Consider the following 13804-nt stretch of genomic DNA (forward strand, 5'->3'; position numbering starts at 1 on the left):
ATGGCCGCCCAGTTCGAAGAAGTGGTCATGCCGTCCCACCTGTTCCAGTTGCAGCAGATCGGCCCAGATGGCGGCCAGCGCCGTCTCCGTTCCACCCTGCGGTGCTTCATAGCCACGCTGGCGGTACGCCGCGTTATCGGGCGCCGGCAGGGCTTTCCGGTCCAGTTTTCCGTTCGGCGTCAGCGGCAAATTATCCAGCTGCACGAAAGCCGCCGGGATCATATGATCCGGCAGCACACGCGCCAATTGCGCGCGCAGCATCTCCACATCCAACGTGCAGGCAGCCACCAGATAGGCCACCAGGCGCTGGTCGCCCGGATTGTCCTGGCGCGCCAATACCACCGCCTCGCGTACGTCCGTTTGGCGCATCAGTTGCGCCTCGATCTCGCCCAATTCGATGCGCTGGCCGCGCAGCTTGACCTGGTGGTCGTTGCGGCCCAGGTATTCCAGCGTGCCGTCGGCCAGCCAGCGTCCCAGATCGCCCGTTTTGTACAGGCGCGCGCCCGCTTCGCCCACAAATGGGTCGGGCACGAAGCGCTCATGCGTCAATTCTGGCCGGTTCAGATAGCCGCGCGCCACCTGCACGCCGCCAATATGGATTTCTCCCGCCACGCCGGCCGGCACGGGTTCTCCGTGGCGATCCAGCACATAAATACGTGTATTGGCGACGGGCCGGCCCAAGGGAATATTGTCGGGCAGTTCGGGGCCGGCACAGTGCCAGGCCGTCACGTCCACCGCCGCCTCGGTCGGGCCATACAGATTGTGCAGTTGGACACCAGGCAGCTCCCGCAGGAAGCGCCGCGCCAGCGCGGCCGGCAAGGCTTCGCCGCTGCACATTACCCGTTTCAGGCTGCCGCAGCGCGCCGCTTCGCCGCTGTCGAGGAAGGCTTGCAGCATTGACGGTACGAAGTGCAGCGTCGTGATGCCATGCCGCGCCACGGTATCGGCCAGATAGGCCGGATCCTTGTGGCCGCCCGGCCGCGCCATCACCAGGCGCGCGCCGCGCATCAACGGCCAGAAGAATTCCCAGACCGAGACGTCGAAGCTGAATGGGGTCTTTTGCAGCACCGCTTCTTCGGGCTTCAAACAATAAGCTTCCTGCATCCACAGCAGGCGGTTGACAATACCCGCATGCTCATTCATCACGCCCTTGGGCTGGCCAGTGGAGCCGGAGGTGTAGATCACATAGGCCAGGTGCGACGGCGTCAGGCCCAGCCCAGCCACCGGCAAGGTCTGCGAGGACTGTTCCAGCCAGGGACACTTTGCATCATCCAGATGCAGTACCGGCAGACCATCCGGCAGCGCCAGGTTTTCGGCCACCGCGCCCTGCGTCAGCAACACGCGCGGCGCGCTGTCGCTCAACATGAAGGCCAGGCGCTCGGCCGGATAGCCGGGGTCGAGCGGCACGTAAGCGCCGCCCGCCTTCAGCACGGCCAACAAACCAACCACCATTGCCACACTGCGTTCCAGGCACAGCGCCACACGCTGGTCCGGCCCCACGCCCATGGCGCGCAACTGGCGCGCCAATTGGTTGGCCTGCTCGTCCAGCTCACGGTAGCTCAGGCGGCGCTCGCCATCCTCCACCGCCACCGCCTGCGGGCGCAGGCGAACCTGCTCCTCGATAATCTCATGCAGGCACAGGTCGCGCCGGTAATCGCGCTCGGTGCCGTTCCAGCCATGCAGCATCCGCGCCCGCTCCGCCGTATCCAATATCGCGATGCGGTCCACCGTCTGCATATCGTCCCGCACCAGTCCCGTCAGCAAAACCTTCAAGTAGCCAAGATAGCGTTCCACTGTTTGCGCATCGAACAGCGCCGTCGCGTATTCAAGCCCACCCTCGATGGCGCCATCCACCTCCCGCAAGGAGAGCGAGAGATCGAACTTGGCGCCGGTGCGCCGGCCGGCATCCAGGCCGCTCAACGTCAGCCCAGGCAAGCGCAGTTGATCGAACGGGTCGCTCTGCCACGCGAACATGGCCTGGAACAGGGGACTATGCGCCATGCTGCGCTGCGGCTGCAGCGCGCCGATCACCTGCTCGAATGGCAGATCCTGGTGCTGCTGCGCGGCCAGAGTCTGCGCCTTCACCCGCGCCAGCAGTTGGGCCACGTTGGGATTGTCCCCCAGCTCGATGCGCAGCGCCAGCGTGTTGACGAAGCAGCCGATCAGGTCTTCCACTTCGCGCCGCTGGCGATTGGCACTGGGCGTACCAATCACCACTTGCTCCTGGCCGGCCAGGCGGCTAAGCAGCAGCGCCCAAGCGGACATCAAGGTCATAAACAGGGTCACGCCGTGGCGCTGGCTCAGTTCGCGCAAGCCCTGCGCATGCTCGGCCTCGATGCGGAAGGCGGCGTACGCGCCGCTATAGTCCTGGCGCGCCGGCCGCGCGCGGTCCAGCGGCAGCTCCAACAGCGCGGGGGCACCGTTTAAGGCGCCGCGCCAGTACTCGGTCTGCTGCCGCAGCAGCTCCCCGTCCATCTGGCGTACCTGCCAAGCGGCATAGTCGTGATACTGGACCGGCAGCGGCGGCAAGGGATCGGTTTCACCAGCGGCAAAAGCGCCGTACAGGCTACTTAATTCGCGCAGCAGTACGGCCACCGACCAGCCATCGGCCACGATATGATGCAGCGTCAGATGCAACAGGTATTCGCCCTGCCCCAGCACTATCAGCAGCGCGCGGGCCAGCGGCCCCCGTTCCAGATCGAAGTGTTCCAGCGCGGCGGCTGCGCTCAAGCTTTCGGCTTTCGCCTCGGCCTGCGCCGGCGCCAGGCCGCTCAGATCCTGCATCTGCCAGGCAAAGCTCTCTTCCTCGGGCGCCGCGAAGCGCAGGCGCGGTTCACCATCGACGGTCTCAAAGCGGGCGCGCAGCGCCGCATGACGTTCGCCGATGCGGCGCAGGGCGCGCTGCAAGGCTGTCGCATCCAGCGCACCGCTCAGGCGCAGGCCCAGTGGAATATGGTAGGCCGCAGCGGCACCGTCCAGTTGCGCCAGCAGCCAAAGCCGGCGCTGCGCGAAGGAGAGCACCGGCGTCTCCGCACCGTCGCAGCTTATGCCGCCGTCTTCCTTTTCCTTGCGCTGCAATTTTGCACTGCGCGCCAGTTTCAGCAACTGTTCGCGCTGGGCCGCAGTCATATCGGCGAGCCGCGTCTTTTCCATCTGCTTTCCCTCTTCAGCGTTATTCATGATTAGGCCGCCAGACCACCGGTCAGCGCTTGTAACTCATCCAGGTCGAATTGCGCCAATTGCGCCTGCACCAAGCGATCGGCCAGATCGCTCAGCACCGGATGCGCAAAAATCTCCGTCAGACCGACTTCCAGCTCCAGTGCTTCGCGCAGCCGTGACGACAGCTGGATCGCGAGCAGCGAATGCCCGCCGAGCATGAAGAAGTTGTCCTGGCGTCCGATCTGCGACAGCTGTAGCAGATCGCCCCAGACTGCAGCCAGCAGGCATTCCATCTCGCCTTGCGGTTCCTCCTGGCCGATCTCGCCGTCCCGCTGCGGTGTTGGCAGCGCCTGCCGGTCCAGTTTCCCATTGGCTGTCAAGGGCATATGCTCCAGCGCCACGTACGCGGCCGGCAGCATGTAGGCCGGCAGACGCTGCGCCAGCGCTGCGCGCAACATGGCGGCATCCACACCCGGCCCCGCCGCCACGTAATAGGCACAGAGTTGCCGGGCCGTCTCCTCGCCCAACACCAGCACCGCCGCCTCCTGCACGCCTTCGCAGGCCGCAAGCGCCGCCTCGATTTCGCCGATTTCGATGCGGAAACCGCGCAGCTTGAGCTGGCCGTCTTCACGTCCCAGGAATTCAATGCTGCCGTCGCGTCGCCGCCGGCCCATATCTCCGCTGCGGTACATGCGCGCATCCGCCTGGCCGGCATACGGATCAGGGAGGAAGCGCTGCGCCGTGAGTTCGGGCTGGTTCAGATAACCGAGCGCCACGCCGTCACCGCCGATGTAGATTTCGCCGCGCACGCCGAACGGCACCGGCTGTCCCAGCGCATCGAGCACATAGACGCGGGTATTGCCGATCGGCCGGCCCAGCGGAATGCTGGAACCAGCACAATCACGCTGACCGATCGCATGGGTCAAAGCGAAGGTTGTAGTTTCAGTCGGACCGTAACCGTTCAGCAGCAGCGTCGGCGCTCCGGCCTGCAGCAGACGCCCCATGATTTGAGGATCAAGCGCATCGCCGCCCACAATCAGGCAGCGTAAGCGCGCCAGCTCCGGCTGCAGCTGCTGCGCGTACTGGTTGAACAGGCCGACCGTCAGCCATAGCACGCTGACCTCCTGGCGCCGCAGCGCCTGCGCCAGCCTTGCCGGATCGAGCAGGGTGTCCTGGCCGATGACCACGGCGCAGCCGCCGTTCAGCAGCGGCGCCCAGACTTCCATGGTGGCCGCGTCAAAAGCGGGATTGGAGGCGAAAGCCACCCTGTCGGCGGAACTGAAATCGGCATAGCCGCTATTCAGCACCAGACGGCTGACCGCCCTGTGCGGCACCAGCACGCCCTTGGGCTGGCCGCTGGAGCCGGAGGTGTACATCACATAGGCGGCAGCGGCAGCATCGTGCGCCAGTTCCAGATTGGCAGCATCCTCACCGGCGATTTCACCGGCATCCATATCGATGCGCGCCAGTCCCGCCAGTTCGAGAACTGGCAAGGCGCCGACCGTCACCAGCCAGCGTACGGCACTATCCTGCACCATCCATTGCAGCCTGCTGGGCGGGAAAGCCGGGTCAAGAGGAACATAGGCCGCGCCGCATTTGAGGATGGCCAGTTGCGCAATCACCAGCTCAAAGGAGCGCCCCAGCTGGACCGCGACGCGCTGGCCCGGCTCCACGCCGCGCCGGCGCAGATGCCGCGCCAGTCGGTTGGCGCGCTGGTTCAGCTCTTGATAGCTCAGTTGTTCGCCGCCTTCATGCAGCAAGGCGGTGGCGTGCGGCGCTGCCGCCGCATGCGCCTCGAACAGGCGGTGCAGCGCGGTATCGCGCGGATACTCGGCGGCGGTCCGGTTACAGTCCACCAGTACCTGCGCCTGCTGGGCCGCCGTCATCCAGGCCAAACGGCCCGCCGCTAATTGCGGCGTTTCGGTCATCGCTTGCAGCAGGCAATGCCAATGCTCCAGGTACTGCGCGGCACGGGCCTCGTCGAACAGGGCGCTCGCGTATTCAAGGCCCCCCTCCAGCATGCCGTCACGCTCGCCCATCGCCAAGGTCAGGTCGAACTTCGCCGTACGCTGCGCACTGCGCTGCGGTGCGACTTCGATGCCAGGCAGCTCGGGCATGGCATCCTCCCCGGCGCTTTGCCAGACCAGCATCGCCTGGAAGAGCGGGCTGTATGCCAGGCTGCGTTCGGGCCGCAGCAGATCGACCACTTGGTCGAACGGCAGATCCTGATGTTCCTGCGCCGCCTGCACCTGCTGACGCACCCGCTGCAGCAACTCCGCCACGCTCGGTTCGGCGCCCAGGTCCAGGCGCAGCGCCAGCGTATTGGCAAAGAAGCCGATCAGCTGTTCGGTGCCGCCCTGGCCACGGTTGGCGCTCGGCGTGCCGATCACGACCTCGTTCTGCGCCGCCAGGCGGCCCAGCAGCAGGGCCCAACTTGCCAGGACCACGGTGAACAGGCTGACACCCTGGCTTTCAGCCAAAGTCCGCAGGCGCGCCGTCAGTTCGGGGGGCAAACGGTAGGGCAGGAAGGCGCCGGCATAATCCTGGCGCGCGGGGCGTGGCCGGTCCGCCGGCACTTCCAGCAAGGCGGGTGCGCCGGCCAGCGCGGTCTGCCAATACGCGCCCTGGCGCGCCAGTTCGGCGCTATTGCCCTGGGAGCGTTGCCAGACGGCGTAGTCCGCGTACTGCAGGGCCAGCGGTGCGAGCGGATTGGCTGCACCCGCGGCAAAAGCCTGGTACAGGGCGCTCAGCTCACGCATGAAAATGCCTTTGGACCAACCGTCCGACACAATATGGTGCTGCGTAATGAGCAGCAGGTAGCGTTGTGGCGCAAGCCGCAGCAGACGTCCGCGCAGCAGCGGTCCGCTTTCCAGATCGAATGGGGCGACCGCTTCCTCTGCCGCAAGGCGCAAGGCCTCCGCTTTCGCTTCATCCGCCGGCCGCTCGCTCAAATCCGTTTCGAGCAAGGCAAAGCCGCAGCCGGAGTCCGCGAAGCGTTGCAGCACTTGCTCGCCTTCGCGCATAAAGCGCGCGCGCAGCGCCTCGTGGCGGGCGACGATCGCATCCAGCGCGCCGCGCAATGCAGCCGTATCCAGTTCGCCGTCCAGCCACAGCCCGAGGGGAATATGGTAGGCGCTGCCGGAGCCATCCATCTGCGCCATTAACCAGAGCCGCTGCTGCGCCGACGACAGCGGCATGCCGTCCACGCGCGGCGCCGGCTGGATGGCCGCCGCGGCGGACGCGCCTTGCTCCAGACGCTGGCGTAGCAGGCCATGCAAGGCGCGCGGCGTCTTGCAGCGCAGCAGTTCGGTTACGCCCAGCTCGATCTGGAAGTGCTCGCGGCATTTGGCCGTCAGACGCAGCAAGGCCAGCGAGTACAAACCCATGCTGAAGAAGCTGCGCTCGGAATGGAAGACCAGTCCGGGCATCAGCGCCTGCATGGCTGCACGTAGGCCGGTCATGATGCGGTCCTCGGGCGCCACATCCTCTTCCGGCTCCAACGCCGTGCTATCCGGCGCCGGCAAAGCCTTGCGGTCCAGCTTTCCGTTCGGGCTCAGAGGCAGGGCTTCCAGTCCGATATAAAACGTGGGCACCATGAATTCCGGCAGGTGTGTGGCCAAATGAGCCGCAAGTTCCCCTGCCCCGACGTGAGCACCGCCGCGAGATACGTAATAGGCAACCAGCTGCTCGCCCGCGTCGTCCTGGCGCACCATGGCCACCGCTTCGCGCACGGCGGGATGCTCGCTCAGGCGCGCTTCAATCTCGCCCAATTCGATGCGGAAGCCGCGCAGCTTGACCTGGAAGTCGCGCCGTCCGATGAATTCGAGCTGGCCATCCTCGCGCCAACGGCCGATATCGCCGGTCCGGTACAGTCGCCCATCCTCGCCCGGCGCATACGGGTCGCTGCCGAAACGCTCGGCCGTCTGCTCCGGCCGGCCCAGATAGCCGCGTCCCACGCCCACGCCACCCACGCAGATCTCGCCCGCCACGCCGGCCGGCGCCAGGCGCCCTGCCCCATCCAGCACGTACAGCCGCGCATTGGCCACCGGCCGGCCGATCGGCAAGCTGTCCAGCGCCTCGGCCGGATTCCAGCTGTAGTAGGCCACCACGTCCGATGCTTCGGTCGGACCATAGGTGTTATGCACCTGCAGCGCCATGCCGCCCAGCGCCCCATGCAGCAGCGCCGCATTGATCGGTTCACCGCCAAGGAAGACGTGGCGCAGCGTTCCACCGTGCTGGCGCAGGCCGTAGTCCAGCAGTGGATAGAAGGCGCTCGGCGCGCAGTTGATGAAGGTGATGCCATGTTGCGCGATATAGGCCGGCGCCTGGTCCGGCGCATAGCCTTCCAGCGGGATGTGCAGTTGGCCGCCCACCAGCAGCGGCGCGAACAGATTCTTTTGCGTCAGGTCGAAGCTGAACGAGGAGAACAGCAGGGCGCGGTCCTGCGCTCCCAGTCCGAACTGCGCGATATACCAGTTCACCAGATTGCACAGGCCGCGCTGATGGATCAGCGTGCCCTTGGGCCGTCCCGTCGATCCCGAGGTGTAGATGGCATAGGCCAGGTCGTCGGCGCCCGAACCGCCTTCCAGATTGGCGCAGTCGTAGGTATCGAGCCAGCCGTCGTCGCGGTCCAGGCACAGCACCTGGCTGTCCTGCTGCGCCAATTGCGGCAGGCGCTCCAGCACACCCTGCTGGGTCAGCAGCACCGGCAACTGCGCATCGCGCAGCATATGGCCCAGGCGCTCGGCCGGATAGGCCGGGTCCAGCGGCACGTAGGCGCCGCCCGCCTTCAGGATCGCCAGGATGCCCACCACCATTTCCAGCGAGCGTTCGACGCAGATCCCGGCCAGCACATTCGGTCCCACGCCCAGCGCGCGCAGATGGCGCGCCAGACGGTTGGCGCGCGCATTCAGCTGCGCATAGCTCAGCGTCTGATCCAGGTGCACCACGGCCGTGGCATCCGGAGTCCGCGCCGCCTGCTCTTCGAACAGGCGGTGCACGCCGCGCTCCAGCGGGTAGGCGGCGGCGCTGGCATTCCACAGCGCCATCTGCGCGCGCTCTTCCGGCGGCAGCACGTCCAGCTCCGTCAACGCGCTGTTTGGCGCCGTTTCCAAAGCCTGCGCCAGCTGCTCCAGCGCACGCACCATGAAACGGGCGATACGCTGCGCCGGCGCGGGAGCCTGCACGGTCAACACGAGATTTTCGTCCTCTTCGCCAAGCGCCAGCAACAGGCCGTACGCCGCGAACGGCAAATCCGGCTGCGGCAGGCCGCAGGCAAAAGCCATGGGAACGCTACAGGCACGCATCGTACGCGGTGCAGTCACACCGTGGCGTAGCAAGGCAGTCAGCGGCTGCGCTTCCACGGTGCCGCGCCAGGCATGCACGCCATCCGGCAGACATATATCGAATTCAGCGCTGGCTCCGCCGGCGCGTTCCAGTGCGAGGTAGCAGGCCAGGGCACCCAACGTGTCCAGCTCCGTCCGATGCAGGGCTGCCGCCTGCCGCAAGGACTGCGTCAATGCGGGGGGCAGCTCCACGCGCAAACGCTGCGCGGACGCGGCGTCCAGGGCCTGGCCGAAAGGCTGACTGGCTTCCAGCGATGGGCGCCGCGGCAGGAAAGCGTCGGCCTCGCTCAGCGCGCGCAACGGGTCGCTGGCCACGGCTTCCAGCAAGGCCAGATAGCCAGCCGCCAGCGCCTCGACGGCGGCGCCGTCATAGATCGCGCCATCGTATTCGAACAGCGCATTCCAGGCGCTGTCCGCGCCGGCCGGAATCACGGTAACGCCCAGCGGGAATTTGGCCAGGCGATTCGCCAGCGCTTCGGCAACCTCGATTCGCAGGCCGGAGAATTCCACATCGGCGGTCAAGGCCGAATGGAAGCTGAAGAACACTTGCGCCAGCGGCTGGCCACGGCCCGGCTCCGGCTGCACCACTTCCACGATGCGGGCAAATGGCAGCTCCGCCCCAGCCAGCGCCTGCAGCAAGGACTGCTGCGCCTCGCGCAGGAAACCCTCAATACCCTGCTCCGGCCGCGCGCGCAGCCGCACCGGCACCAGATTGACGATCATGCCGATCAACTGCTCCCACTCGCGCCGGTTGCGATTGGCGCTGCTGGTGCCCAGCACGATATCTTCGCTGCCGGCCAGCCGCGAAAGCAGCAAACCGAAGCTGCCGAACATCAGCTGAAAGACGGTCAGTTGCAATTCCCGCGCGCGGGCATGCAGCGCCGCCACAAGCGGCGCCGGAACCTGCAGGCGCATCAGCGCGCCACCCGCGTCGGGCGAACCGGCGTCGGCACGCGTCAGCGCTGCCAGCGGCGCAGGCGCAGGCGCGCCGCCCAGCAGCTCCAGCCACCGCGCTTCCATGGCCGCCGCCTGCGGCGATTGCAGCCATTCCTGCTGCCACAGGCAGTAGCTGGCAAACTGCACGGCATCCTGGCCAAGGCCGACCGGCCGCTTGTCGACGATCTGCGAATAAAGCTGCGCCAGTTCGCGCAGGAACAGGCGGTAGGACCAGCCATCGTGCACATAATGGTGCTCCACGTGCAGCAGCACATGGCGCCGCGCGTCCAGGCGCAACAGGCGCCAGCTGACCAGCGGCAGCGCGGCCGGATCGAGCACTTCACCGCACATTGTTTCCAGCGCCCGCCGCGTGGCGGCCGCGCCACCATCGTCATCGGCGCTGCAATCGAGCAGTTCCAGCTTGACTTGCCATTCGGTTTGCACGGCCTGCATCAGGCGTCCCTCGCGCAGCTCGAAACGGCTGCGGAAAATGTCATGGCGCTCCACCATCAGCTGCAGCGCGCGCTCCAGTGCAGGAATGTCCAGTTCACCATCGAAGCTGATGCTGGCGCGCGCCAGATACGCTTCCGGGCGGCCGGACAGCTCATTGACGAAAGCGACCTGGCTTTGCGCCAGCGAGGCTGGCAGCCAAGTCTGCATGGCCTGCGCCGGTGCGGCCTGCAGCGGCTGATGCGCCGCGCTGGCCGCCACGCGCCGCGCCAAGGCGCCGATACTCGACGCCAGCAACACATCGCTGCCGCCCAGCTGAATCCCGAAAGCCTGGTTGATGCGGTTGGCGATCTGCACGGCCGCCAGCGAATGGCCGCCGCTGGCATAAAAGCTGTCGTTCACGCCCGGCGCCTGCACGCCCAGCGTCTCGCTCCAGATGGCGGCGATCACGCCCTCTTCCCCGCTCATCCCGGCCGGCGCGGCGTCCTCAGTCTCGCTGTCACCTTGCAGCGTGCGCGCCGCGAGCTGATGGCGGTCCACCTTGCCGCTGACATTAAATGGCAAGGCCGGTAGAAAATCGAAAAGCGCCGGCACCATGTATGCCGGCAGCAGCTGTCCCAGATAGCGGCGCAGCATCCCCGCGTCGGTGTCGGCGCCGCTCCGCGCCACCACGTGCGCCACCAATTGCTTGTCGCCCTGCGCCAGGGTGCGCGGCAGCACCACCGCATCGGCCACCGCGCCATGGCTGCGCAGCGCCGCCTCGATCTCGCCCGGTTCGATGCGATAGCCGCGCAGCTTGATTTGCTGGTCCACGCGCCCCATGAACTCCAGCGTGCCGTCCGCCAGGCGGCGTCCCAGGTCGCCGCTGCGGTACATGCGGGCCGCACCGCCCGCAAACGGGTCCGCCAGGAAGGCGGAATCGCTCAGCTCCGGCCGCCGCAGATAGCCTTGCGCGACGCCAGCGCCGCCGATATAGATTTCCCCCACCGCGCCATCAGCCACCGCTTGCCGCGTCTCGTCCAGCAGGTAAATCCGGCAGCCCTGGATCGGCAGCCCAATCGGTTCGCTTTCGCCTGCGCCTGCCGAGACGCAGCGGTGCAGCGTGCTCCAGATCGTGGCTTCGGTCGGGCCATAGGCATTGAACAGCGACGCGGCATGGCGCCAGCCGCGCGCCGCAGCGCGAGGCAGCACGTCGCCGGCGGAAATGACGGCGCGCAGCGCGCATTCCGGCTGCGGCGGCAGCTGCGCCAACGCGGCCGCCATCACCGTCGGCAAGGTGACGACGCTGATCCGGCTGCGGCACAGGAAGTCCAGCAGCAGCACCGGATCATGGCGGCTGGCGGACGGGACGATAACCAGTGCCGCCCCCTGCGCCAGCGCCATCACCAACTCGAACATGAAGGCATCGAAGGCGGGCGAAGCGAATTGCGCCACGCGGTCAGCGCTGCTCAAGCCAAAGCTGGCCGCTTGCGCCTGGGCCAAATTGCCGATACCGGCTTGCGGCACCAGCACGCCCTTCGGCTTGCCGGTGGAACCGGAGGTGTAGATGCAGTAAGCCAGCTTGCCGTTCACATGCTCGCCAGGCTCCAGCCCCGACGCATCGGGCGCGGCACTCAGCCAGTGCACGCCGGCGGGCAGGCTGGCGCGCAGCGCAACCGCTGCCGCCGCGTCGCCGATGCAGGCAAACGGCTCGGCGTCTTCGCACAGCGCGGCAATGCGCGCGGCCGGCGCGGCGGCGTCGAAAGGCAGGCATACGGCGCCGGCCATCTGCACGCCCAGCACTGCGGCCACCAGATCCGGGCCGCGCTCCATGGCCAGCGCCACCAGGCTGCCCGCCGGCGTTCCCAGACGGGCCAGCGCGGCGGCATGGCGCTGCGCGAGATGCTGCAACTCCGCATACGTCCAGACCTGGCCATCGCATTCGACGGCAGCGCGCTGCGGATGCAGCGTCACCTGTTCAATAAAGAGCTGGTGCATGGTTTTTCCGGTTTCAGCCAACTGCATGGAACACCTCATTTTTCGTTAACAGCCGGATCGCGGGCGTGCAGGCCGGCCTCAAGCCGAAGCTCGATAGGTCAAGAAAGGGAAAAGGCGGCGGCGTTCAGCCGCGCGCCGGATGATCAGACGGGATCGGGGATGCGCTGTTCTATCTTCAGCTTACCGAGCAGCAGAACCGTGAGCGACCACACCAGGCAAAGCAGGCCGCAGGCGCTGGTCATCATGCCCAGCGAACCGACCGCGCCGTCGCCCCACAGGCGGACCGGCAGTCCCTCGCCCAGCATAGGCTGGAACAGGCCCGCCGCCAGCGGCACCGACAGCAGAATAGCCAGGGGATTCAAGCCCCAGGCGATCATTTTGCGGATGGCGAAGACGCGGCCCTGGATGGCCGGCGGCACCTCGGCTTGCCAGATGGTCTGGCTCGATGCGTTCATCAGCGGCGTTGCCAGGCCATAGCAGAAGGAGCAGACCAGCAGCGCGGCCGGCGCGCGCAGCACGCCGAACAGCAGCATGCAGGCGCCGGCCAACACGCCCCCCAGCAGGACGCCATGTTCATGGCGTTTCAGGCCGCCCGTCAGCGAGAACAGGCTGCCGCCGGCCACGATGCCGGCGCCGCTCAGTCCCATGCACCAGCCCAGCGTCTCGGCCGAAGTGAAGGACAGCAGATACGGCGTCAGGGTGACGGCAAAGATCGAGCAGCCGATATTGATGATGGCGAAGAACAGCAGCAGCGCCGCCAGATCGCGCCGGCCGGCCACCCACTGGAAGCCGGCGACGGCTTCGCGCCAGAAGCGCACCAGCGCAGAGCCGCCGGACACCGGCGCCTGCGGCGTGCGCGCCGGGAAGGCAATGGCGGCGATCAAGGCCACGCACACGGCGTAGGAAAGCAGATCCAGCAAGGCGATACCGGCAATGCCGATCAGCGTGAACAACGCCGCGCCCAGTACCGGATTCAGGATCTGCACGCCGCCGCCCAGGGCTTCGGCCAGACCGTTCACGGCGGCGCGCTGCGCCGGCGGCGTCAGTTCCGCCACCGCCGCCATCGTCGCCGGCCAGCTCAGGGTGGAGAGCAGCGCCAGCGCCACGCTGGCGGCGCCGACCATATAAGGATTCAGCAGTCCGGCCGCGCTGGCCGCCGCCACGCCACCGACCGTGGCCGCCGCCAGCAGCTCACATGCAATCAGCAGGCGTTTGCGGGCAAAACGGTCCACCAGCACCCCGGCAACGGGGGCGAACAGCAGCGCCGGCAAAGCCGCCGCCACGGCCAGCGCCGCAAAAATCGCATACGAGCCGGTCTCGCGGAAAACCCAGACATTGAGTCCAAAGCCAGTAAGGGCCGATCCCAGGGCACTGGCAAAGCGGGCGACGATAAGCAGCAGCGGGCCGCGCGGAATGCTATTCAAACTGGATAACAATTACCTTCTCCTTGAGAGACAAGTTCAAAGTACGATGCCGATTTGTTTTTAAAAAGACAATTCCCGTTTATTACGGGTTCATTGCTGAATCGCGGCAAAGCGCAAGGTGCTGGCGACGGTGGCTGGCTGCTTGCTCCCTGCCCCTGGCAGGCGCCTGCATGGAATGGATGACGCCCCGGAAACCGGATGGCGCGGTCTTGCCTGAAAGGCGAGCCGCACGCGGCGGCGTCGTTTTTTTGTCTGCAACAAAAACCACAATGTATCCCAACAATTCAGCAACAATTGATAAAAGTGCTTACTGCAAGCGGCGTGGGTGAACGCCGCTTCTGATACGCAGCCGGTTGGCAGCAAATATCAAAAAGATATTCATGCCGATATTACATTGCATGCCAAAATTGTCACAAGGAAAAAGATACAAAAATAAAAACTGTGTATCCAATCTGCAAAAGCAGGAGAGATTTCGTTGTTTATTTGAAACAATCAATAAAAAACCCGCTGCCT

At 66.3% G+C, this 13804-nt stretch carries 3 protein-coding genes; all 3 read right to left on the reverse strand.

The features are described 5' to 3' along the window. Positions 1–3180 (reverse strand): non-ribosomal peptide synthetase (locus FHS03_RS27300; RefSeq protein WP_183444056.1); only part of this gene is annotated, 3180 nt, incomplete at its 3' end. A gap of 2 nt (positions 3181–3182) precedes the next feature. Then, positions 3183–11894 (reverse strand): non-ribosomal peptide synthetase, encoded by an 8712-nt coding sequence (locus FHS03_RS27305; RefSeq protein ID WP_183444057.1) that lies wholly within the window; start codon positions 11892–11894, stop codon positions 3183–3185. A 116-nt stretch (positions 11895–12010) separates the two neighbouring features. Then, positions 12011–13303, reverse strand: a complete 1293-nt coding sequence (locus FHS03_RS27310) for an MFS transporter (RefSeq protein WP_183444058.1) — start codon at positions 13301–13303, stop codon at positions 12011–12013. Between the last annotated feature and the right edge of the window lie 501 nt (positions 13304–13804).

The organism is Pseudoduganella violacea (genome assembly GCF_014191875.1).
Lineage (GTDB): Bacteria > Pseudomonadota > Gammaproteobacteria > Burkholderiales > Burkholderiaceae_D > Rugamonas > Rugamonas violacea_A.